The following is a 21326-nucleotide window of genomic DNA, read 5'->3' on the forward strand; positions in this document are numbered from 1 at the left end:
TCGAATGGTTGGAAAAATTATCCAGGTCATGGGACCGGTTGTCGACGTTGAGTTCGACGGAAATCTTCCTGCGATCAATGAAGCGATCGAGGTAAAAGCAAGTGTGGAAGGCAACGAATACCGTCTGGTACTCGAAGTTGCTTCCCACCTCGGTGACGGTCGTGTCCGTACGATCGCCATGGATATGACCGAAGGTCTTGTCCGCGGTACGGAAGCCGTCGCGACAGGCGCTCCGATCAAAGTACCGGTCGGTGACAAAGTTCTCGGCCGTATCTTCAACGTTATCGGTGAAACGATCGACGAAGGCGATCAGGTCACTGACGCTGAAATGTGGTCTATCCACCGTGATCCTCCGCCGCTTGTCGAGCAGAGCACGAAGACTGAGATGTTCGAAACCGGTATCAAAGTCGTCGACCTCCTCGCGCCGTACGCCAAAGGTGGTAAAGTCGGTCTGTTCGGTGGTGCCGGTGTCGGTAAAACCGTCATTATCATGGAGCTGATCCACAACGTCGCACATGCACACAGCGGTTACTCCGTCTTCGCCGGTGTCGGTGAGCGTACCCGTGAAGGTAACGACCTCTACCACGAGATGAAAGACTCGAACGTTCTGGATAAAGTTGCCCTCTGCTACGGCCAGATGAGCGAGCCTCCGGGAGCACGTAACCGTATCGCCCTGACGGGTCTGACCATGGCGGAATACTTCCGTGATGAAAAAGGCCTCGACGTTCTGATGTTCATCGACAACATCTTCCGTTTCGCGCAGTCCGGTTCCGAGATGTCTGCACTTCTCGGCCGTATTCCGTCCGCAGTTGGTTACCAGCCGACACTGGCACGCGAGATGGGTGCGCTCCAGGACCGTATTACGTCTACGACGAAGGGTTCAATCACTTCCGTCCAGGCGGTTTACGTCCCTGCGGATGACCTGACTGACCCGGCACCGGCGTCTGTCTTTGCCCACCTTGATGCGACGACGGTTCTGAACCGTAAAATCGCGGAAAAAGGTATCTACCCGGCCGTCGACCCGCTTGACTCTACGTCTCGCCTGCTCGACCCGCAGATCATCGGCGAAGAGCACTATAACGTCGCTCGCGGTGTCCAGAAGACACTGCAGAAGTACAAAGACCTGCAGGATATCATCGCGATTCTCGGTATGGACGAGCTTTCCGAAGACGACAAAGCGACTGTCGAACGCGCACGTAAGATCGAGAAGTTCCTTTCTCAGCCGTTCTTCGTTGCAGAGGTCTTCACGGGCGCTCCGGGTAAATATGTCACTCTGGAAGACACGATCAAAGGCTTCAAGGGAATTCTCGAAGGTGAATACGACCACATGCCGGAAAACGCATTCTATATGGTCGGTGACATGAAAGAGGCGATCGAAAAAGCTGAAAAAGCCAAAGCGTAATCTTTTTCAGTCCAAAAGGAATAAGTAATGGATACTTTTAAACTGGAAGTGATCACGCCGAACGGCCTCATTTTTGATAATGAAGCCGTCGAAGTCACGCTGCCGGGTGAAGAGGGTGAGTTCGGTGTACTGCCGCGCCACGCCTCTTTGACTACGCAGCTCAAAGCCGGCGTCATTGACATCGTCACTGCAGAGAAACGCACCGAGTCCATCGTCGTGAACTGGGGTGTGGTTCAGGTGACTGAATCGAAAGTGACGGTGCTGGTCGACGGTGCCGTCGCGATCCGCGGTGAAGGCGAAAGCGAAATCGCCAAGGTCCTCGAGGATGCGAAAAAACTCCTGTCGGATGTTTCGGACTCCAAGATGGCACTGGCTTCGGTCTCAGCCAAGATCGAATCGGCTGCACACAAACTGCTGTAAGCGACGATCATGTTTGATTCGCTCAGCGACTACTATCTCAAAAGCAACAGTGTCACCCTCGCGGTCCTGGCACTGCTTGCGCTCTATTTCATCGTTATCAACTGGACCTTTTTCTACCGCTTTCTTTCACTCAATCGCTGGGTCGACAAAGAGACGGATTCGCTTGAATCGCTTTTGATGGGTGCACAGGGGATTGCAGCAAACTCCTACCTGAACCACTTTATCAAGAGCAGCAAACGTCTCTCCGCGGAACTCTTCGACCTGGGACTTTTCGCCGGTACGAAAGAAGCAACGAAAGGGTTGGCGATTCTCTCCGTTGTCGCCTCTACAGCACCGTTTATCGGGCTGTTCGGTACGGTTGTCTCCATCCTTGATACCTTCAACAACATCGGTAGTGCCAGCGGGACGATGGCTGTTATCGCCGCCGGCGTCTCCGATGCGCTTGTTGCGACGGCGGCGGGGATCTTCGTCGCGATCTTCGCGTACACCTACCACCAGATCCTCAAACGCCGTGCGTACGAGCTGACAGGGCTGCTGCAGATGCAGCGCGATGCCCTGATGGCGAAAGAGACGGACGCCGCGTGAGCGTATTCGACTGGGATGAGCGCCCGGAACTGAACATTACGCCCCTCGTGGACGTGATGCTCGTGCTTCTGGCGATCTTGATGGTCATCGCTCCGAACATTGTCTATGAAGAGCTGATCAATCTCCCCCAGGGTTCGGCACAGCAGCAGATGCAGAAAAAACCCCCGGTACACATTGTCATTACGAAAGAGGGCGTCATTCTCGTCAACAAAGAGAAATTCGACCGTCTCGGGTTCATCGACAACTTCTACCGTTTTGCCGAACAGAATCTCGATGCCAAGTCAACGGTGACGATCAGTGCCGACCGTTCACTGGATTACGGAATGGTGATGTCGGTTCTGGCGGCGGTAAAACAGGCAGGTTTCAGTGAAGTCTCTCTCGCTACCAACGGTTGACGACCCCAGGGACTTCTATCTGGGCGGGCTCTATGCCGTTGTCCTTTTTGTCCTGATCATCCTGCTTTTTTTCCAGCTCCTTCGGGGACTGGACAAAATGCACAGTTACGCTATGACGAAAAGTTCTGCGGTCTCTGTTTCCCTGGTGGATGTCCCGCTGGTGACTTCAAAACAGAACAATACCCCCAAACCTGTACCCAAACAAGAAGCGGCGCCGGAACCCACCCCCGAGCCTGAAGAGAGCCCCACGCCTGTTGAGGATATCTCCTCGCTCTTTTCGGATATCCAGACGCAGAAGATCGTGCATACCAAGCGGCTGGACGAGCAGAAAAAGATCGATACAAAGCGGCTTGCCAACCTCCAAAAGCGCATTAAAACAACGAAGAAGCGCGACACGACTGCAACGGCTGAGAAGGTCAAGAATCTGAACCTCGTACGCCCCTCGCAGGAAGCCGGCGGGCAGAGCGCGTCGGGCGGCGCGGAAGTCAATGCGTATTACGCTAAAATACAGGCCACTATCTATGAGAACTTCTTCCCGCCGGTCAATTCCGAAGGCTCGGTTTCACTGATCCGCATCTGGATTTCGGCCAGCGGCAAGATGACGCGTTTTAAAGTGCTGCGCCCTTCCGGCGAGGCATTTTTCGACCGGGAGGTCACGCAGCTGGAGCAGCGCCTCCTGCGCGTCAGGTTCGAGAGAAACCCAAAAGGAAATGAGGCCGTGCTGGATGTCAGCCTGGTCTCCAAGGAGTAACGATGCGTTTTTTCATTGCCATGATGATGAGTGTGACGTTGATGTTCGCCGCCGATGCGACCATTGAAGTAGTAAAAGAAGCCGACAGTCTTCCTTCCATTGCCGTGGAGGATGCCTCCGTCGATTTCACCGGTACGCCGGCCAAACGTTTTTTCAGACTGCTTTCGAGCGATCTGAACGTCTTGACGCTCTTCAATGTCGACCACCACTACGCCACGACCCATTTTGATAACGCTTCGATACTGAACCGTGCCATGGATTACACGCTGCGTTTCCGCCTGCGCGACGACGATGCCGCTTTTGTCGCCGACATCCGCCTTTTCCAGGACGACAAGGTCGTGATGCAGAAAAGCTACCGGGTGGCCAACACGGGCATGAGCCCCTTTGTGGCGCACGCGATCGCCTATGACATTAACGATTTCTTCGGCCAGGCGCCGCTGGAGTGGCTCAAGCGCAAGATTATCTTCGCACGTCTCAAAGGGCGTATGGAGAGCGAAATCGTCATTGCAGACTATACCCTCTCTTATCAGCATGTTATGATCAAAGGAGGACTCAACGTCTTTCCGAAATGGGCGGACGAGGCGCACACCGCGTTTTATTACACCTCCCTCAGCGGAAACAAACCGACCCTCTTCAAGATCGACGTCCGCACCGGTGCGCGCAATGCGATCATGAGTTCGGACGGGATGCTGGTCTGCTCCGATGTCAGACGGGACGGACGGGATCTGCTGCTGACAATGGCGCCCAACGGCCAACCCGACATCTACCTCTATGACACCGCCACGAAAACGGCCAAGCGGGTCACGACCTACGGCGGCATCGACGTTAACGGGCAGTTTATGAACGACGGCCGTGTCGTCTTTATCTCCAACCGTCTCGGGTATCCGAATGTCTTTGCAAAGCGCCCGGGCGAAGCCAAGATCGAACAGCTGGTCTTTTACGGAAAAGACAACTCCGCGTGCAGTGCGCACAACGAATATGTCGTTTACAAATCCCGTGAAACGAACAATGCCTTCGGTCCGAATACCTTCAACCTCCACCTGATTTCGATGAAGACGGACTTTATCCGCCGCCTGACCGCCACGGGCATCAACGAGTTCCCGCGCTTCTCCAATGACGGCGATGCCATCATCTATATCAAAAACTACAAACAGCAAAGTGCCATCGGGGTGATCCGTCTGGCCCAGAACAAAAACTTTTTGTTCCCCCTCGCAAGCGGAAAAATCCAGTCTTTGGACTGGTAATCCGTAAACTTAAAGCAGGTTGCTATATCCTGTTAAGTTTTTTTTGCTAAAATCTTCTGGATTAATTAATGAACACCCTCGTGAAAGGCTCTGTTCGGACTCCCTAAAGGATTGTGATGAAAAATGTGTTGGTATACAGCAGTGTAGTTCTGATGTTGTTGGCTGGATGTAGCTCTAAAACACCGGCGATCGATGAGACGCAGACGGGTGCGGAAAGCAGCCAGATGGAGAGTGCGGCGGATGCAGATACTGTTGTCGTCGATGAGAATGCAGGTGTCAGCGACAGCACGATCGAGATCGGTGAAGAGACGATGAGCGCACTGGAAAGCCAGATGGACTCCATCTACTTCGCTTTCGACAAATTCGATATCAGCATGGAAGCATCTTCGAAGCTCCAGACAAATGCGGCACTGATGCAGGGCAAGGCAGCTGCCTTTAACATCAAAATCGAAGGTAACTGTGACGAATGGGGTAGCGACGAGTACAACTTCGCCCTGGGCCTCAAACGCGCAAAAGCCGCCAAAGATGCGCTGGTCGCCGAAGGCGTAAGCGCCGAACGTATCAGCATGGTCAGCTACGGCGAAAGCAATCCGGTCTGTGTCGAAAAGACACAGGAGTGCTGGGCCAAGAACCGCCGCGACGATTTCAAACTTCTTCCGTAATCGGGACAAATGAAACGTCTTTCCCTCCTTCTGGCGGGCGCCTTGCTGCTTCAGCTTCAGGCGTCTGAGCCCTCCGTATTCGGTGCCGGCAATCTTGACAGCGATTCGCCCTATGGGTTGACTGAATCCGAAAAAAAGATTGTCGAAAACCGGCAGAACCTCAAGAATACCAAACGCAAATCCCAAGAGAACAGTGCACAGCTTCAGAGCCTGCGCGAACGCATTGACGGGTTGCAGACGATTATCGAAGGGTTGGCGGAAAAAACCCAGGAAAACAAGCTCAAAGTCACGGAACTGACATCCGGCGAAGACATCGGTGCCCAGCGTGATGCCAAGATCGCGGCACTGGAAGAGGCGGTCCGGGCGGACGAGGCCAATATCGCTTCGTTGAAGTCGCTCCTGGAGAGCATGGCGACACAGGTGGACGCCATCAACGCCAATTACGTTTCCAAGGATGAGTTCAACGCGCTTGTCGGGGAGATCAACGCCTTCAAACGCGATCTGGGCAAAACCCTTAAAAGCGTCAGCGCTCCGGCGGCGGGGGCATCCCTGGAGTCAAAATCGAGCAAGGAGCTTGCCGCCGAAGCGAAGGCAAGCTATAACAAGCTCTACTTCAAAGATGCCATCCCGATGTACGAGGAGCTGATCCGCCGCAACTACAAACCGGCCTATGCACACTTCATGATCGGGGAGATGTGGCACTACCGCAAAGAGTGGTCCAAAGCGCTTTCATATTTCAAGGAGAGCGCGGCCCGTTCTTCGAAAACATCGTTTATGCCGACACTGATGCTCCACAGTGCGGAATGTATGATGCATACCGGTGATTCGGCAAACGCGAAAAAGTTTCTCCGGTCACTTATCGCTAAATACCCTGCCTCCGGTGAAGCAGCGGAAGCAGAACGGCTTCTGAATACTTTGTAGGCAGCTATAGCGCCACTTTTTCAGCCGCGCTATAGTTAGATCGGGTTAGAATCCCTAAATTTTTGTAAAGGTAATATTATGGCAATCGAAACGAATCAAGTCGTATCCATCCAGTATGAAGTTCAGGCCGACGGCAAGGTCGTTGACTCCAACATCGGCGGTCAGCCGCTCGTCTTTATGTTCGGCAAGGGACAGATCATTCCGGGCCTCGAAGCGGGTATCCAGGATATGGCAGCAGGCGAAAAGGGCGATGTCCTGGTTAAAGCCTCTGACGCTTACGGCGACTACAATCCCGAAGCGACTCAGGATGTTCCGAAAGAGCAGTTCGCCGGTATCGATCTTCAAGAAGGCATGACACTCTACGGTCAGGGTGAAGACGGCGGTACGGTCCAGGTCGTCGTCAAAGAGATCAAAGACGAGAGCGTTCTTGTCGATTTCAACCATCCGATGGCCGGAAAAGATCTGATCTTCAGCGTCACGATCAATGAAGTACGTGACGCGACGGCCGATGAAATCGCCAGCGGCGTTCCGGCAGAGAATAAGGTTGATGACAGCTGCTGCGGAAGTAGCGGCGGACATAGCTGTGGCTGCCACTGAGTTTCTGGCGGCCTCACACGCTTCGACCGAAGCGCTGCGGACGGCGACTCTCCTCAAGACCCTCCAGGTCAACGCACTTATCAGCGGACCGAAGGGAACAGGCAAACAGACGCTTGCACGGGTGATCCTGCCCGGCGCGGTCGTGTTGGATGCGCGGGATTTTGACAATGTGCTCAATGCGCTTGAAAGCAATGACGAAGTTGTTTTGACGCATATTGAACACTGTCCGAACATTACGCTGCTTTTCGAGCGGGTCAAAACGGAAAAGCTCCGTCTGATCGCCACGGCATCATCCGAATACCTTTCCGATGCGATCTGGGAGTTCTTCAGCGTCAAGATCGCCCTGCCGCCGCTGCTCGAGCGCCCGGAGGACGTCGAGCTGCTTGTCAGCCATTTCAATGCCGAGGCGGACCGGATCTTCGACCTCTCCCCCGAGGCTTCTCCCTCCGGTAAAAAACCGGACCTGAGCGACAACGCCTACTCCCTGCGCAAGCAGATCTATTTCGAGCGCCTGATGGGTGGCGTCAACGAAGCGGAAGTGATACAGGTGATGGAACGTTATTTACAGTCGCAGATGGGGTCGCACAACGATTACCGCAAATTCCTGCACCTCTACGAGGTCCCGCTGATCCGTACGGGACTGCGCAAGTTCAAATCGCAGCTGCAGCTGGCGGAACGCCTGGGTCTCAACCGCAACACCCTGCGCAAAAAGATTGCGGAAAACGAGCAGTTCGGTCTGCTTGAATCATAATTCAGGAGGAGAAATGAGTCAGAAAATCGCGATGGTGTTCCCGGGACAGGGGAGCCAGAGTGTCGGTATGGGCAAGGCGTTCTACGAGGCGTCTGATTATGCAAAAGAGATGGTCGAGAAGGCCAGCGACCGTATTGGGGTCGATTTCAAAGCGTTGATGTTCGAGGAGAATGCGAAACTCGATCAGACAGCCTATACCCAGCCGGCGATTCTGCTGGTGTCGATGATGGCTTATAAGCTCTTTCAGGAGGCGCGTCCAACGGCGCCGACACTGCTGCTGGGGCACTCCCTCGGCGAAGTGTCCGCCGTCTGCGCGAGCGGGGCGATCGATTACCTCGACGCCGTCGAGCTGGTGCACAAGCGCGGCCAGCTGATGCAGGGGGCCTGTGAAGGCGTCGAGGCGGGGATGATGGTCATCGTCGGTCTTGACGACGCAGCGGTCGAGACGATCTGTACCGATGCGCGCAACAAAGAGAACAAGCAGGTCTGGCCTGCGAATTACAACCAGGACGGCCAGCTTGTCGTTGCCGGTCTCAAACCGGACCTTCAGAGCCTCGAAGCAACTTTCAAAGAGGCCGGAGCCAAGCGTGCGCTGCTGCTGAACATGTCGGTCGCCAGCCACTGCCCGCTGCTCTCCGCCGCACAGGACCCGCTGCGCGCCGAGCTGGAGAAAGTGCTGCACGATCCCTTCGACGCACCGATCATCTCCAACGTCACGGCCAAGCCGTACCACACGAAGCAGCAAGCGGTGGAGCTGCTCAGCGAACAGCTGATCTACCCGGTCCGCTACAAACAGTCCGTCGCCGCGATTGCCCCGGACGTCGACCTCGCCATCGAGTTCGGCAACGGCAAGGTCCTTGCGGGCCTTAACCGCCGCATCGCCAAAGAGATGAAGACCTTGAACGTCTTCGACATGGATTCGCTCCAGGCTACCCTCGACGCACTCTCATGACCGTCACACTCGTCCAGAATGCACCCCGGCTGAACCGTACGAACCTTGGGGCGTGCGAAGCGCTGGCGGCTGCCTATTCCGGACGCAACGACGTCATCGTCTTCCCGGAACTGGCGCTCAACGGCTACCTGCTTCAGGACAAGGTCTTTGAAGATGCCTGGACGCTGCCGGAACTGGAACCGCTTGCCAAAGCGAGTCTCGCCTGCGATATCGTCGTCGGTGCGGCCCTCAAAGAGAATGGTCGCACCTACAACACCGCGTGCTATTTCAGCGGCGGCGAACTGCGTCATCTCCACCGAAAACTGCACCTGCCCAATTACGGGATGTTCGAAGAGGCGCGCTACTTTTTCAGGGGAGAGCGCATCGAAGCCTTTGACACGACATACGGTCGGAGTGTCATGCTTGTCTGCGAGGATCTCTGGCGCGCTCAGACAATGGCCGACGTTGCGGCGCTCAAACCGGAATTCGTCTATGTGATCGCCAACTCGCCGGCACGGGGTTTCGAGGAGGATGGATTGGCCATAGAGGGGCAGTGGGACGCGCTGCTCAAATCCCTCGCGCAGCTCTCCAACGCCTACGTCGTTTTCGTCAACCGTGTCGGTTTCGAGGACGGTCTGGGCTTCTGGGGCGGCAGCCGTGTTATCACGCCGCGCGGCGAAGCGGAAGAGACGCTGCCGCTCTTTGACGAAGCCGTGGTCAGTGTCACCCCGGACCACCGTCTGCATGACGTCGAGAAGTGGCTCGCCAAGATCGACTGAGACCCCTTTCCAGACCGCGGCAGCAACGCCGTCGCAGTTTATCCAGAAAACGTACTTCTATTCTCTTCCCCCCGCTACGCCATGCCGTGTTCGGTCAGAAACCGGTGCAGGGCGTTGGCGAAAGCGTGGGCGTCTTTGGGACTGAAGGGTTTCGGCCCTCCGGTGACGACGCCGGTGTCGCGGATCGTCTCCATCAGGTTGCGCATCGCAAGGTACTGCTTGATGTTGTCTGCGGTGTAGCGCTCCCCGCGGTGGTCGATGGCATGGGCGGCTTTGGCGAGGACCCGGTCTGCCAGGGGGATATCCGTCGTGATGACGAGGTCGCCGGGGGAGAGCAGCTCAACGATCCTGTCATCGGCGGCGTCGGCTCCGGCCGCCACGATGACCGTCTTTATCAAGGAAGAGTCTCCCAGCCGGACGGGTTTGTTCGAGACAAGCACCAGGGGCAGTTTCACCCGTTCGACGGCGCGCACCACGATGGGTTTGAGGAGGTTGGGGAAGGCGTCCCCGTCGACGAAAATGGTCACTGCGCGATCCTCACGCGGAACTTTTTGCCCTTGATCTTGCCGCGGTTCAGCTGCTGCAGGGCGGTGTCGGCGACACCCTGCTCGACAGCGACGTAGGCCAGGGTGTCATGGACGGCGATGTTGCCCACCGCTTTACCGTCGATGCCGCCGGAGGCACAGAGGGCACCGAGCAGGTCGCCGGGGCGCAGTTTCTGCTTCCGGCCGCCGTCGATCCGCAGGATGGCGAAATCGGGGAGAAAACGTACGGGGTCAGCCGGGGGGAAACCGGAGGCGTCTTCGGGGCTGAAAGGCGTCTCGCCGGCTTCGGCCAGCCGTTCGGCGGCCGGCTGCTGCTTGGGGGTAAAGAGCGTCAGGGCCATGCCGGTGCTGCCCGCCCGGGCCGTACGGCCGACGCGGTGGAGGTAGGTTTCGGGCTTTTCGGGCAGGTCGAAATTGATGACCGCGCCCAGCGCCTTGATATCGAGTCCCCGCGCGGCGACGTCCGTCGCGATGAGCAGCCGGATCCCGCCGAGGGCAAAACGCGTCAGGACCTCGGTGCGTTCGCCCTGGCGCAGGTCGCCGTGTAGGACGGCCGCGTCGTAGCCCTGCTCGGCAAGGGCGATCGCCAACGCATCGCAGCCCGCCTTCGTATTGCAGAAAACGACGGCAGATTCGGGGCTGTAATGACCGAGAAGACGCACGAGCGTCCCGACCTTCTCCCCTTTTACCTTGAAGAAATGCTGTGTGAGCGTCACCTCGGAAGCGCTATTCTCGACCTCCACAGTCACAGGATCGCGCAGCAGCGCGGCAGCGATGGCGGCGATCGTCTCGGGGAAGGTGGCCGAAAAGAGCAGGCTCTGGCGGGAGGAAGTCAGGTGCGAAGCGATCTTCATGATGGCGTCGTGAAAGCCCAGGTCCAGCATCCTGTCGGCCTCGTCGAGTACCAGGGTATGCACCTTCGAGAGCGAAAGCGTTTTTTTCCCCAGGTGATCGAGGACCCGCCCCGGGGTGCCCACGACGATGTGCGCTCCGTACTGCAGCGAGTCGCGCTGCGGTGCCAGCGGCACCCCGCCGCAGAGCGTCAGAATTTTGATGTTCGGCCGGTGGCGGGAGAGGCGTCGCAGCTCTCCGGCCACCTGTTCGGCCAGCTCCCGCGTCGGACAGAGAATAAGCCCCTGAACATCCGATTCATTCTCTGCGAGCTTCATGATCGTGCCGATCCCGAAGGCGAGGGTCTTACCGCTGCCGGTTTGCGCGCGGACGATGGCGTCTTTGCCTTCAAGCAGCGCCGGAAGGCTCTGTTCCTGTACGGGGGTCATACGGCGGTAGCCTAGGGCATCCAGGTTCTGCTGCAGTGCTGCGGGCAGGGGAAGAGTGGTAAAAGGTTTGGAGGTCACGGCGGCTCTTTGTGGCAGAATGCTCCGGGAACTTCTCCCGAAGGCGTTACGCCATTGTAGCGTATTGCGCCCCTGCGTGCATTTTACCGCGCTCTGAAGCTCTTTGGCTATAATTGCACCAATTTTACGATGCAGGAAAAATGATGAAAATTGCCATTATGGGGGCCATGGTCGAAGAGGTGGAGCCGTTTCTCGACGCGGGGGAACACGAACCGCTGCTCAAATACTTCAAGAAGCACAACGACGTCGAATATGCCGGGAACCTCTACCACGAGGCCCGTTTCAAAGGGCTTGATATCGTGCTGGGCTACAGCAAGATCGGCAAGGTGAACGCGGCATTGACCGCCGCGACAATGCTGGAGAAGTTCGGCTGCGAGATGCTGCTTTTCACCGGGGTGGCGGGTGCCGTGAACCCTGACCTGAAAATCGGTGATCTGATCGCGGCGACGCAGCTGTGCCAGCATGACCTTGACATCACGGCGTTCGGTCACCCGCACGGTTTTGTGCCCGAAGGCAAGGTCTACGTTGAACCGTCCCGCGAGCTCCTGCATATGGCCAGAAGCGTGGCCGAGGAGAAGGGGATCGAACTCAAAGGGGGGATCATCGCGACCGGCGACCAGTTCATCGCAGACGCGGAGCGTAAAGCCTGGATTGAAAAGACCTTCGAGGCGGACGCTATCGAAATGGAGGGGGCGGCCGTTGCCGTCGTCTGCGATGCGATGCAGGTTCCCTTCTTCGTGCTGCGCGCGATCAGCGACGCCGCAGACTTGGACGCGACGTTCGATTTCGACGAATTCCTGAAGCACTCATCACAGGTCAGCAGCAGTTTCGTCATGGGGATGCTGGAGAAGATCGCCGCCACCCATGGTCAGTAAAAAAATCATGCGGCAGCTCGGCCGCACCAACGCTGCTTTCAACCTGGTCGAGGAGGGAGACCGTATCCTCGTGGGGCTCTCGGGAGGCAAAGACTCCCTGACCCTCGTGCATGCCATGAAGGAGCAGCAGCGCCGCGCGCCCTTCAACTTCGAATTGATCGCCGTGACCGTTGCATACGGGATGGGAGAGGATTTTTCCGCGCTGATCGAACACTGCCGCTCTCACGGCATTGAGCATCACATCCACGATACGAACATCTACGACACGGCCAAGGAGAAAATCCGCAAAAACTCCTCGTACTGCAGTTTTTTCTCGCGGATGCGCCGCGGGTCGCTTTACAGCGCCGCGGAGAAGTTCGGCTGCAACAAGGTCGCCCTGGGGCACCACCTCGATGACGCAGCCGAAAGCTTTTTTATGAACCTGATCTACAACGGGCACCTGCGTTCACTCGCCCCGAAGTACCGGGCGGACAACGGCCTCATTGTCATCCGCCCCCTGATCCAGATGCGCGAACGCCAGCTTGCCGCCGCCGCGCACGACAACGACTGGCCGACCATCGGCGACGAGGCATGCCCCTCCATGCGTTTCGATGTCAAGATGCCCTACGCACGCGCCGAGATGAAGACGATGCTCTCGGAGATGGAGGGAAAATACCCCGACCTCTTCACGTCGATCAACGCGGCCTTCGGCCATATCTCCGACGACAGTTTTTTCGATCCGGAACGTTTCGCGCTCTAGGAGCGTCTGCGGCGGTGATGCCGCCGTACGGAAACGATCCAGAGGCGCTGGACCAGGTAGTAGCCTGCGACTGAAAAGAGGGTAGAGTAGAAGAGGGCGCCCGTATACAGCGGCACAACGATCGCATCGAAGTTCTGCTCAAACCACTCCAGGCTCATAGCAACGTGTGGCAGATTGTGCATGCCGAGCAGGAAGCCGCCGGTTTGATACTCGACATAGTAGATAAAAGGCATCGTCGCGGGGTTGGTGATCCAGACCAGGGCAATGGAGAGCGGCAGGTTGAAGCGGAAAAGCGGCTGCAGCAGCACGATGGCGACCATCTGCGCCGGCATGGGGATAAAGGCGATGAAAAGGCCGACAAGAACGCCTTTTGCAACTGCGTGTCTGTTCACGCTTAGAAAAGCACGGGGTATTTTATACTTTGCGATGACGTCGGCATACTTTTCATTGAAGCGGCTGCGTTTGAAAAACCGTCGGATCATGCCGTCACCCCGTGCAAAAGTCGCAGTATTATAACTGCTTTAACGAAATTGGCTATTAAAACAGGAATAAAATTCGTTTAAATGATAGCCGATATAATTTTGCCTAATTTTTATAACCTAATGATTTCAAAGGGAAGATAATGTCAAGTCTTAACGTATATCCGGACAAAGAGCTGCTGGAAAACTCCGATATGGTCGTCGTCGATATCCGCACCGAGATGGAGTGGATGCAAACGGGCGTCGTTCCGGGATGTAAAACGGTCACCTTTTTCCAGATGGACGGCAGCTACGACGCGGAAGGCTTTATGAAGGCAATGGATGCACTTGGTGGCAAAGAGAAAGAGATCGGCTTCATCTGCCGCACCGGTTCCCGTACGGCGCAGGTCGCCATGTTCATGAAGCAGCAGGGCTACAACGTCAAGAACCTCGCCGGCGGCGTCATGAAGCTGATGAGCGAGGGATACGAGCTCGTTCCCTACAAGGGCTGATCGCCCGCTCAAGCGGAAACAAACTCGCTGCGCAGCTCTCCGAAGAGCCGCAGGATACTCTCCTGGTAGGCGGTCACGTCGGGATCGTCCTGGCATGTGAGCAGCGGCTCCAGCTGGTCCAGATCGATCTTCAGCGCGTAGCGCGGCACGGAACGCAGGTCGCGGATGATATCTTCGACCAGTGCGTCGATGTCGAGCCCATTGTTTTTCAGGACCTTTTCCACCATCTCCCGCGTCGTCAGTACCAGCGTATTTGAACGGTCCTCGTCGTTGTAGATCTTCATCCCCGCCTCTTTGACGACGTCGAATTCACACTCGTTCGCTTCGTTGTCGGCCGAGATGAGCGCGGCAAAAAGTTTGGCACGGAATTCAAGCGAGCTGTGGTGATAGAGGAATAGCTCCCGGAACGCGTTGAAGAGAAAATATTTGAAGCTGAAGCGGATCGCCATCTCGTCGCTACCCCTTAAGGCATTTGGGATATTATACTGCATGCAATATTTCAGGGCACTTTCCCTCGCCGTTTTTTTCATACTCTTTTCGGGCTGCTCCCACCCCCGGGCCGCATTGCAGCATATCCTGCCGCAGTCGTGCGGCGTTTACGATATGAAACAGGCCGCCTGTATCGGCGATGCGGAGCTGGTGGCACGCCTTTCGCCCTACCGGGTGCTCTTTGTCGGGGACCATCACTCCAGCGAAGCGATGCACAGACGCTTCGCCGAAGTGTTGAGCCGCCTGGGAGAAAACGGGCGCCGTCTCCTGCTGGCCAACGAATGGTTTACCCCAGAGGATGATGACCTCCTGTCACGCTACGCGCGCGGCGCATATGACGGAAACTTCACCGCAGAGATCGGCTGGAAAACGAAAGCGGGCTACCCTTTTTCATCGTACGATCCCATCTATAAAAGCATCGTGGGAGCCGGGGGGATGCTCTTCGGTGTCAATATGGACAAGTCCTTTCAAAAAGCCGTTTCGGACGGCAATCTGAGCGCCATGTCCGAGGATGAACAAGCGTTCTTCGAGCATCTCGATCTGAACCTGAGTGCGCACAAGGCGATGCTTGCGCCCTTCTTCGCCCACTGCCACGCGAAGCAGGAGGGTGAAAGCGCGCAGCAGTGCCGGGAGCGGATGTACCGGGTGCAGGTCGCGTGGGACAGCTATATGGGTGAGCAGAGCGCACGGCTTGCCGCGGAAGAACTGCATTCGGACGAGGAGCTGCTTGTCGTCTTTGCCGGGGCGTTCCATATGGCTTACGGCCTGGGGATCAACGCCCGCTTCGCCCGCCGCAGCGCCGAGCCTTATGTGACGATCCTTCCCGTACCCGCGGGCAGCACCGATGCCGATGTCGGCGAAGCGGATTACCTGCTGTTCTATACCCCCGACGCACCTCCCAAGGAGACAGAATGACGCGTGAATCGAAGCGAATCTACGGCTGGGCGCTCTATGACTGGGCCAATTCCGCCTATGCCACCACGGTGATGGCCGGGTTCTTCCCGCTCTTTTTCAAAGCCTTCTACAGCGCCGATACCGATGCGACGCTCTCAACGGCCCAGCTGGGGGTCGCTAACGCGGTCTCCAGCATCATCGTCGTGCTGTTGGCACCGCTGCTCGGGGCCATCGCCGACGCCGGCGGCATCCGCAAGCGTTTCTTGCTGCTTTTCGCCTTCCTGGGCATCCTGATGAGCGCCGCGCTCGCCCTGGTCGGAAAGGGGCAGTGGGAGCTGGCCGCATTTGTCTATGTCCTGGGGAATATCGGTTTTATGGGGTCGAACATTTTTTATGACGCCTTTCTACCCTCGGTCACCTCGGAGGACCGTTTCGACAAGGTCTCCGGGCTGGGGTATGCGCTGGGGTATCTTGGCGGCGGGATCCTTTTTGCGCTGAACGTGGCGATGGTGCAGCAGCCCGAGTGGTTCGGGCTTGCCGATGCGGCGGCAGGGGTGAAAGCCTCTTTTATTTCCGTAGCACTCTGGTGGATGCTCTTCGCACTGCCCTTCGTCCTCTGGGTCAAGGAGAAGCGCAATACCCGCAAAATCGGTACGGTGACCCTCACGGTGCTCGGCTACCGTCGCCTGATGCGTACATTTCACAAGATCAAGCATCTCAGAGGCCTTTTCCTTTTCCTCGTCGCCTATTGGTTCTACATCGACGGGGTCGACACGATCATCCGGATGGCCGTCGATTACGGCATGGCAATAGGGTTCGAGGCCGGGGACCTGATCAAGGCCCTGCTGCTGGTACAGTTCATCGGGTTCCCGGCGACGATCCTTGTCGCGAAGCTGGCGCAGATGTGGGATACGAAAAAGGCGATCTATCTTACCCTTGGTTTTTATGTCCTGATCGCCATAATGGCGGCCTTCATGCACGACGTCAGCTCCTTCTACCTGCTCGCGGCGATGATTGCGCTGGTGCAGGGCGGTATCCAGGCGATGAGCCGTTCGTACTATTCGAAAATGATCCCCGCGGAGTACGCGGCGGAGTTCTTCGGCTTTTACAATTTCCTCGGAAAGTTCGCCACGGTTTTGGGGCCGCTGCTTATCGGCGCCGTCGCCCTGGCGACGGAGAGTTCCCGGGCGGGGATCGCTTCGGTCGCGGTCTTTTTCGTGATCGGCGCGGTACTGCTCTATATGGTCGATGAAAAAGCGGTGGCGGAGGAGGTCAGGGGCGCGATGCGCTAAGCTGCTTCAGCACCTTGTGGTCCGCCCCGCTCAGGGCCAGAGCGTCGATCTCCTCTCTTTGGAAATAGGTGAGCCCTTCGCGGTGTGCTTCGCAGAGCCAGACCTGCGCTTCGAGCCGGAAGTGCGAATAGACCTGCACGATGCTTTCGAGCGTTTTCCCCTGCTCGGGCGGCGCTGTTTGTTCATGAAACCCCCAAAGCCCGTGCAGGAATCTTCCTTCGCGCTGTTTTAACCCGTAACGGCCGTTGTGCCTGTAAACGACGATATGCCGTTCGCGCACCGGGACGCTTTTGCGCTTTTTCGGGGCGGGGTAGTACAGGGGGTCGCCCGCGGCGCCTTTGCAGGCGCCTTCGAAGGGGCAGGCATCGCATGCTGTACTCTTTGGGAGGCAGAGCGTCGCGCCGATATCCATCATTGCCTGGTTGAATTCAAAAGGGTGTTCGGGGTCGAAGAGCTTTTCGGCCAGTCGCCAGAGGGTTTTCTCATCGGCCTCCCTGCGGCCGAAGAAACGGTAGAGGATACGCTTGACGTTGGCATCGAGGATGGGTACAGGCGCGCCGTAGGCAAACGCGGCGATGGCGTGGGCCGTGCTTTTGCCGATCCCGGGCAGACGGATCAGACCCTCGACGGTTCCGGGCATATAGGGCGCAGCAAGTTGTGCGGCCCTGTGCAGGTTCTTCGCACGGGTATAGTAGCCCAACCCTTCCCACTGCTTCAATACGTCGTCAAGCGGAGCGCTCGCGAGGGAGGGGAGCGTCGGAAAGCGCTCGAGAAAGGGGAAATAGAAGCGTTCGAGCACGGTCTTGACCTGGGTCTGTTGCAGCATGATCTCGCTGACCCAGATCCGGTAGGGATCATCGGTATTTCGCCACGGAAGGGTATGGCGGCCGTGGTGTTCATACCACTGCAGCAGCCGGTTGTGCAGATCTACATTCATGGTGCGGATTATAGCAGACGCGTGTCGGAATGCAATCGTATAGTGCACTATTTATGTCTGCAATCAAATTGATTTTTCTTATATGAAATTAATTTTCTACGCTCTATACTGGGAGGTAATGAATAGCTGTTTTTCTCACGGCTTCGCGCTAAAAAGTGAAGGGGAGGCTGTTCAAGGTTGTTTGATTTTTTTGTACTGCAAGAAAAGCCTAACCCGGTGCGAACCGGGGGCGGAAAGCTACGGATCTTCTCGAAGATGGCCGGGTTGCCAAAAGTGGGGTAACTCGGTTGAAAAGTCTACTGATTCACTCTGTTACCCTCCTTTTTGATTTGAGTACTTCGATGCCTGCCCGTGTCAAACGGGTTTGGATTTGGAACCGCTTCGCAAGAGCGGCTCTATACAACAGGAGACTCTAAAAATGAAAGCTTCATTTCGAGATGAATGGGGGCTGATCAAGCGCATGCTGGGAGCGGGAGCACTGCTCTTCGCCGCAGCGGCGTCGGCCAACATCGGCTATACGCTGGAAGGGTGTCGCTCCACGTCTATTCCCGACGGATATGACCTGGCCGCGAACGACTATGTCTGCCCCGACGGGGCCTATACGACCGGTAACCTGAAAGGGTGGGCGGAGCTCGACCTTGTCCCGCACCGGGTGACGATCGAAAACAAGGGGAGCGATCCCCAGAAGTTCACCTTTACCGTCGGCGGTGACTACCTGTACGCCGAAGGCGGCGATCTGCGCGGGTGGGACTACATTTCCGTATTGACCCTCGATACGGACCTCTCCAACGACATCTGTAAAAATTGGGCGGAACAGTATCAGGACCAACTGGTTGTCCAGGATCTGCTTATTACACCCGACAATGAAGGTGCCGGGGGGGTCTTTACCACGATCTACCGACAGATTTCCGTAGCAGGCGGCGGACCGAGAGACGGGGAGTATGCCGCGAACGGTCTTCCCGGCGGTGCCGTGTGTGTCGCCAACTACTATCAGCGTCTCGCCCTGGGGTCACACCTCTATTCGGGATCTTCTTTGCAATCCAACCTCTGGGATGCGAACCTGAGCTCTTCCGGCGGCCAGAAACGTGTCCAGCTCCCCGATGTCAAGGCGGTTGAAACCAGCAAAGACATGACGGCGCGCCAGGCCCAGTCTTTTGGATGGAGCATCTCCAAAAGCGGCCCGGCGACGGTTGAATTCGGCGACACCTGTGCGCCGAGCGCCCCTACCAGCAAGCTGGTCGATGTCAACGTGACCTGGACGAAACTGGCGGCTACCCCGGAAGGCACGGTCGGTATCCACACCAAGATCTATGTCTCCAACACCGCTTCACGCGAAATCTACGCCAATGTGTCTGATGTCGTCTACTACAGCGGCGGCATGACCAGTGTGCAGCCGGATGCGTGCACTCCTTATCTGATGCCGCCAAACTTCTCCGGGGTCGTTTGCGAACACGATGTCATCGTCCCCGAAGATGAGAGCGGCGGACTGTACGATATCGCGACCATCGGTTTCGAAGACCCTTACCTTCCTGATGTGCCGATCACGGTTACCCTGGAAGCCACCGCATCCGCATCGGTCCAACCGGGTGACCAGCTCAACACCACGGCAATCGTCAGAGACCACGAATGGATCGAAAGTACGAACGGACTGATGAGTTTCTCAAGCGGTACATTCACGCCGGGTGATATCGGTGAATACGATGCGCCGTACGTTTCGGGAACGCCGACGGTCGGCGACGTTAACTGGACCTCTTACACTGTTGAAGACAGCGGCGTGCTGGTCTTCCATAAGACTGTTTATATCGACGGTCCGATAATCGCGACCGGTATGCTCAGCGACACCGCGACGATTGTGGGCGACGGGGGCTATACACCTGATCCTGCAACACATGAAATCGCGCTCTCTGCCGATGCGACCGTGTCGCTGACGATCAATAAAACAATGCCGGACGTGCTTGACGGCAACGACAGCATCGATGTCCTCTTTACCGTCTCCAGAGAGGGGATGGATGACATCAACCGCACCCTGACCTTCACGGCGCTCAGCCCGTTGACCCAATCGGTGAAGATAGAAGGTCTGGAACCGGGTTCGTATACCGTAACGGAAACGGCCCCGACCGGGTTTGAGCCGGAAGTAAGTGCGATTAAACCGGTGACGATCACGCTGCCGTCCTGCGGCGAGTCTGTCACCTTTAACAACCAGCTGGCCGGCCAACCGGCGGTCAAAGTCATCAAAGTGACCAAACCGGCCGAGATCGAGGGCATCCCGCAAAAAGGCGACTGGAACATGACGCTTTATAAAGAGACTGCTCCGGATGTCTGGACGGTTGTGACATCTCTGCTTACCGATCCGAACAGCGCAACGAACGTGCTTGTACCGGAAGGTGAACTCGCAGAGGGTCACTACAAAGTCGTCGAAATCATGAAAGACGGCTGGTATATGTCCGATCAATCCGGTGATTGCGACTTCACTGTCGACTATCCGGAAGATCTCTATCGCGCCGACTACGAGTGCCAGTTTGAAAATACCAAATACGGTACGGTGATCATCAACAAGCTGACCGTTCCTGCGGGAATGCCGGATTACTTCCACTTCGCCCAGGATCTCAACGGTTCGTATGATCTGAACCTGACGCATCTTGGGTCGCACACCTTTATGGATGTGATTCCGAAAACCTATACGGTGACGGAAGATGACCCGAAACCGGAGTATGATCTGATCGGTCTCTCCTGTGTCGAGCTTGACGGCGTGGAGAACAGCTCTACTTCTCTGAGCCAGCGCGAAGCAACGATCGTCGTCGATCCGGGTGAAACGGTCCAGTGTACCTACACCAACCGCAAGCGTGGTAAGATCGAACTGATCAAACACGAAAACGGCGGTACGACGTACACGCTGAATTGGACCTTTACGCTCAGCGGAAACGGTCTGAACCTGCTGGATACACCTGATGCGAACGGATTGGTAGACTTTAACGGAGTCTGGCTGGTTCCGGGTGCAAACTATACAGTGTGTGAAACGGGTATCCCGGTTGCCTGGGAAAACCTCTGGTACGTTGAAGGTTCTCCGGTCTCTTATGACAATCCTGACTCAGGGGAAGCATCGAACGAGAACCACTGCTATACCTTCAGCGTGGAAGCGAATCAGACGATCCACTTCGTCGTAGAGAACAACTATACGCCTCCGGGCGGTGAACCGCGTACGATCGGCTACTGGAAAAACTGGACGACATGTGACGGCCACGGCAACCAGCAGGAAAAAGCGGAAGCGGCAAACCTTCTGGCAGGCCAAACAGAGGTGTGGCTGGTCGATTATGTCCTGCCGATCACCCTGGGAAGCTTTGAAGTCGCCAGCTGTGAAGACGCGGTATCCATCCTGGATAAGCGCGATGTCTCCAGCGGCAAGAAGCGTGCCGGGGATGCAGCCTACGGTCTGGCGGCGCAGCTCTTGGCGGCCAAGGCCAACTATGCGGCCGGCGCGACCCAGTGTAGCGCCGCAAGCGATGCCATTGCTGACGGGGACGCGCTGTTGTCCTCCATCGGCTTCGACGGCACCGGCGGCTACCTCAAAGGCGGTAAGAACGCCGCGGCCCAAAAATCGTTGGCAACGTCGATTGCGGGTACGCTCGATGCTTACAACAACGGTGCGCTCTGTCCGTAACCGTTAGGCAAAGGCGCTTCGCCTTTGCCCTATTAATCTCCCGTTTTTCATCACATTTCAATCACTTTTACCCATTTTTTTTCTTTTTTGTATGCGATATAGAGAACTGTTTATCAACCTCTATTATGATA

The 21326-nt window shown here is 56.7% G+C and carries 23 protein-coding genes and 1 riboswitch; of the genes, 18 read left to right on the forward strand and 5 right to left on the reverse strand.

Going from position 1 to position 21326, the window contains the following annotated elements; genetic code table 11:
• The first annotated feature begins 4 nt into the window (after nt 1–4).
• The 12 genes from atpD to WCY31_RS04010 all read left to right on the forward strand — a co-directional run bounded on the left by atpD (nt 5) and on the right by WCY31_RS04010 (nt 9438).
• Nucleotides 5–1402, forward strand: coding sequence for a F0F1 ATP synthase subunit beta (gene atpD, locus WCY31_RS03955; RefSeq protein ID WP_231020535.1), 1398 nt, complete (start codon nt 5–7; stop codon nt 1400–1402).
• A gap of 27 nt (nt 1403–1429) precedes the next feature.
• Entirely contained in the window at nt 1430–1822 is a 393-nt protein-coding gene (gene atpC, locus WCY31_RS03960; RefSeq protein ID WP_231020536.1) for an ATP synthase F1 subunit epsilon, read from the forward strand.
• Between the two features lie 9 nt (nt 1823–1831).
• Nucleotides 1832–2407 (forward strand): MotA/TolQ/ExbB proton channel family protein, encoded by a 576-nt coding sequence (locus WCY31_RS03965; RefSeq protein ID WP_345970969.1) that lies wholly within the window; start codon nt 1832–1834, stop codon nt 2405–2407.
• 56 nt (nt 2408–2463) lie between these two features.
• Entirely contained in the window at nt 2464–2802 is a 339-nt protein-coding gene (locus WCY31_RS03970) for an ExbD/TolR family protein (RefSeq protein ID WP_416768921.1), read from the forward strand.
• Nucleotides 2774–3553, forward strand: a complete 780-nt coding sequence (locus WCY31_RS03975; protein ID WP_345973238.1) for a TonB C-terminal domain-containing protein — start codon at nt 2774–2776, stop codon at nt 3551–3553. Before WCY31_RS03970 ends, WCY31_RS03975 begins: the two co-directional genes overlap by 29 nt.
• A gap of 2 nt (nt 3554–3555) precedes the next feature.
• Nucleotides 3556–4797, forward strand: a complete 1242-nt coding sequence (gene tolB / locus WCY31_RS03980) for a Tol-Pal system protein TolB (protein WP_345973239.1) — start codon at nt 3556–3558, stop codon at nt 4795–4797.
• A gap of 152 nt (nt 4798–4949) precedes the next feature.
• Nucleotides 4950–5459, forward strand: a complete 510-nt coding sequence (locus WCY31_RS03985) for an OmpA family protein (protein ID WP_428837495.1) — start codon at nt 4950–4952, stop codon at nt 5457–5459.
• Between the two features lie 9 nt (nt 5460–5468).
• Nucleotides 5469–6380: a tetratricopeptide repeat protein gene (locus WCY31_RS03990; protein ID WP_345970975.1), complete on the forward strand. Its 912-nt coding sequence runs from the start codon at nt 5469–5471 to the stop codon at nt 6378–6380.
• A 78-nt stretch (nt 6381–6458) separates the two neighbouring features.
• Nucleotides 6459–6977: a peptidylprolyl isomerase gene (locus tag WCY31_RS03995; protein WP_345970976.1), complete on the forward strand. Its 519-nt coding sequence runs from the start codon at nt 6459–6461 to the stop codon at nt 6975–6977.
• The gene (locus WCY31_RS04000; RefSeq protein WP_345973240.1) at nt 6964–7728 is read left to right on the forward strand and encodes a helix-turn-helix domain-containing protein; all 765 of its coding nucleotides are present in this window, start codon (nt 6964–6966) and stop codon (nt 7726–7728) included. Before WCY31_RS03995 ends, WCY31_RS04000 begins: the two co-directional genes overlap by 14 nt.
• A gap of 13 nt (nt 7729–7741) precedes the next feature.
• Nucleotides 7742–8680, forward strand: coding sequence for an ACP S-malonyltransferase (gene fabD / locus WCY31_RS04005; protein WP_345973241.1), 939 nt, complete (start codon nt 7742–7744; stop codon nt 8678–8680).
• Nucleotides 8677–9438 (forward strand): nitrilase-related carbon-nitrogen hydrolase, encoded by a 762-nt coding sequence (locus WCY31_RS04010; RefSeq protein ID WP_345970979.1) that lies wholly within the window; start codon nt 8677–8679, stop codon nt 9436–9438. The genes fabD and WCY31_RS04010 overlap by 4 nt, the downstream gene beginning before the upstream one ends.
• Nucleotides 9439–9512: 74 nt before the next feature.
• Here the strand turns inward: WCY31_RS04010 and WCY31_RS04015 are convergent, their stop codons facing one another.
• On the reverse strand, nt 9513–9965 hold the full coding sequence (locus tag WCY31_RS04015; RefSeq protein ID WP_345973242.1) for a YaiI/YqxD family protein: 453 nt from the start codon (nt 9963–9965) through the stop codon (nt 9513–9515).
• Entirely contained in the window at nt 9962–11341 is a 1380-nt protein-coding gene (gene dbpA / locus WCY31_RS04020; protein ID WP_345973243.1) for an ATP-dependent RNA helicase DbpA, read from the reverse strand. The genes WCY31_RS04015 and dbpA overlap by 4 nt, the downstream gene beginning before the upstream one ends.
• A gap of 140 nt (nt 11342–11481) precedes the next feature.
• Here dbpA and WCY31_RS04025 point away from each other — a divergent pair, with 140 nt between their 5' ends.
• Both WCY31_RS04025 and WCY31_RS04030 read left to right on the forward strand, forming a co-directional pair.
• Complete coding sequence (locus tag WCY31_RS04025; protein WP_345973244.1) at nt 11482–12216, forward strand: 5'-methylthioadenosine/adenosylhomocysteine nucleosidase; 735 nt, start codon at nt 11482–11484, stop codon at nt 12214–12216.
• Complete coding sequence (locus tag WCY31_RS04030; RefSeq protein WP_345973246.1) at nt 12206–12955, forward strand: ATP-binding protein; 750 nt, start codon at nt 12206–12208, stop codon at nt 12953–12955. Before WCY31_RS04025 ends, WCY31_RS04030 begins: the two co-directional genes overlap by 11 nt.
• On the opposite strand, the gene WCY31_RS04035 is transcribed toward WCY31_RS04030, so the two are convergent.
• Nucleotides 12952–13437, reverse strand: coding sequence for a DUF2062 domain-containing protein (locus WCY31_RS04035; protein WP_345970984.1), 486 nt, complete (start codon nt 13435–13437; stop codon nt 12952–12954). The two genes, WCY31_RS04030 and WCY31_RS04035, sit on opposite strands and share 4 nt — an antisense overlap.
• Before the next feature lie 140 nt (nt 13438–13577).
• Between WCY31_RS04035 and WCY31_RS04040 the strand changes: the two genes are divergently transcribed.
• Nucleotides 13578–13925 carry a rhodanese-like domain-containing protein gene (locus WCY31_RS04040; protein ID WP_345970985.1) on the forward strand — a complete coding sequence of 116 codons (348 nt, stop codon included), beginning with the start codon at nt 13578–13580 and terminating at the stop codon, nt 13923–13925.
• Nucleotides 13926–13933: 8 nt separating this feature from the next.
• On the opposite strand, the gene WCY31_RS04045 is transcribed toward WCY31_RS04040, so the two are convergent.
• The gene (locus tag WCY31_RS04045) at nt 13934–14374 is read right to left on the reverse strand and encodes a hypothetical protein (RefSeq protein WP_345970986.1); all 441 of its coding nucleotides are present in this window, start codon (nt 14372–14374) and stop codon (nt 13934–13936) included.
• Between the two features lie 40 nt (nt 14375–14414).
• Here WCY31_RS04045 and WCY31_RS04050 point away from each other — a divergent pair, with 40 nt between their 5' ends.
• Entirely contained in the window at nt 14415–15329 is a 915-nt protein-coding gene (locus WCY31_RS04050; protein WP_345973247.1) for a ChaN family lipoprotein, read from the forward strand.
• A complete protein-coding gene (locus tag WCY31_RS04055; protein WP_345970988.1) occupies nt 15326–16600 on the forward strand; it encodes an MFS transporter in 1275 nt (424 codons plus the stop codon). Before WCY31_RS04050 ends, WCY31_RS04055 begins: the two co-directional genes overlap by 4 nt.
• On the opposite strand, the gene WCY31_RS04060 is transcribed toward WCY31_RS04055, so the two are convergent.
• Nucleotides 16581–17537, reverse strand: coding sequence for an A/G-specific adenine glycosylase (locus WCY31_RS04060; RefSeq protein WP_345973248.1), 957 nt, complete (start codon nt 17535–17537; stop codon nt 16581–16583). The genes WCY31_RS04055 and WCY31_RS04060 overlap by 20 nt on opposite strands.
• Nucleotides 17538–17733: 196 nt before the next feature.
• Nucleotides 17734–17809, forward strand: a riboswitch (cyclic di-GMP riboswitch).
• A gap of 146 nt (nt 17810–17955) precedes the next feature.
• Here WCY31_RS04060 and WCY31_RS04065 point away from each other — a divergent pair.
• Nucleotides 17956–21195, forward strand: a complete 3240-nt coding sequence (locus WCY31_RS04065; protein ID WP_345973250.1) for a prealbumin-like fold domain-containing protein — start codon at nt 17956–17958, stop codon at nt 21193–21195.
• Nucleotides 21196–21326 lie beyond the last annotated feature (131 nt).

The sequence above is a fragment of the Sulfurimonas sp. HSL3-1 genome, assembly GCF_039645995.1.
GTDB lineage: Bacteria > Campylobacterota > Campylobacteria > Campylobacterales > Sulfurimonadaceae > Thiomicrolovo > Thiomicrolovo diazotrophicus.

Coding starts and splice junctions, on each gene's coding strand:
- fabD (WP_345973241.1), top strand. CDS start 7,742: ATGAGTCAGAAAATCGCGATGGTGTTCCCGGGACAGGGGAGCCAGAGT.
- WCY31_RS03995 (WP_345970976.1), top strand. CDS start 6,459: ATGGCAATCGAAACGAATCAAGTCGTATCCATCCAGTATGAAGTTCAG.
- WCY31_RS03970 (WP_416768921.1), top strand. CDS start 2,464: ATGCTCGTGCTTCTGGCGATCTTGATGGTCATCGCTCCGAACATTGTC.
- WCY31_RS03990 (WP_345970975.1), top strand. CDS start 5,469: ATGAAACGTCTTTCCCTCCTTCTGGCGGGCGCCTTGCTGCTTCAGCTT.
- WCY31_RS03985 (WP_428837495.1), top strand. CDS start 4,950: ATGTTGTTGGCTGGATGTAGCTCTAAAACACCGGCGATCGATGAGACG.
- atpD (WP_231020535.1), top strand. CDS start 5: ATGGTTGGAAAAATTATCCAGGTCATGGGACCGGTTGTCGACGTTGAG.
- WCY31_RS03965 (WP_345970969.1), top strand. CDS start 1,832: ATGTTTGATTCGCTCAGCGACTACTATCTCAAAAGCAACAGTGTCACC.
- atpC (WP_231020536.1), top strand. CDS start 1,430: ATGGATACTTTTAAACTGGAAGTGATCACGCCGAACGGCCTCATTTTT.
- WCY31_RS04055 (WP_345970988.1), top strand. CDS start 15,326: ATGACGCGTGAATCGAAGCGAATCTACGGCTGGGCGCTCTATGACTGG.
- tolB (WP_345973239.1), top strand. CDS start 3,556: ATGCGTTTTTTCATTGCCATGATGATGAGTGTGACGTTGATGTTCGCC.
- WCY31_RS04025 (WP_345973244.1), top strand. CDS start 11,482: ATGATGAAAATTGCCATTATGGGGGCCATGGTCGAAGAGGTGGAGCCG.
- WCY31_RS04030 (WP_345973246.1), top strand. CDS start 12,206: ATGGTCAGTAAAAAAATCATGCGGCAGCTCGGCCGCACCAACGCTGCT.
- WCY31_RS04035 (WP_345970984.1), bottom strand. CDS start 13,437: ATGATCCGACGGTTTTTCAAACGCAGCCGCTTCAATGAAAAGTATGCC.
- WCY31_RS04060 (WP_345973248.1), bottom strand. CDS start 17,537: ATGAATGTAGATCTGCACAACCGGCTGCTGCAGTGGTATGAACACCAC.
- WCY31_RS04045 (WP_345970986.1), bottom strand. CDS start 14,374: ATGGCGATCCGCTTCAGCTTCAAATATTTTCTCTTCAACGCGTTCCGG.
- WCY31_RS04050 (WP_345973247.1), top strand. CDS start 14,415: ATGCAATATTTCAGGGCACTTTCCCTCGCCGTTTTTTTCATACTCTTT.
- WCY31_RS04040 (WP_345970985.1), top strand. CDS start 13,578: ATGTCAAGTCTTAACGTATATCCGGACAAAGAGCTGCTGGAAAACTCC.
- WCY31_RS04065 (WP_345973250.1), top strand. CDS start 17,956: ATGAAAGCTTCATTTCGAGATGAATGGGGGCTGATCAAGCGCATGCTG.
- WCY31_RS04010 (WP_345970979.1), top strand. CDS start 8,677: ATGACCGTCACACTCGTCCAGAATGCACCCCGGCTGAACCGTACGAAC.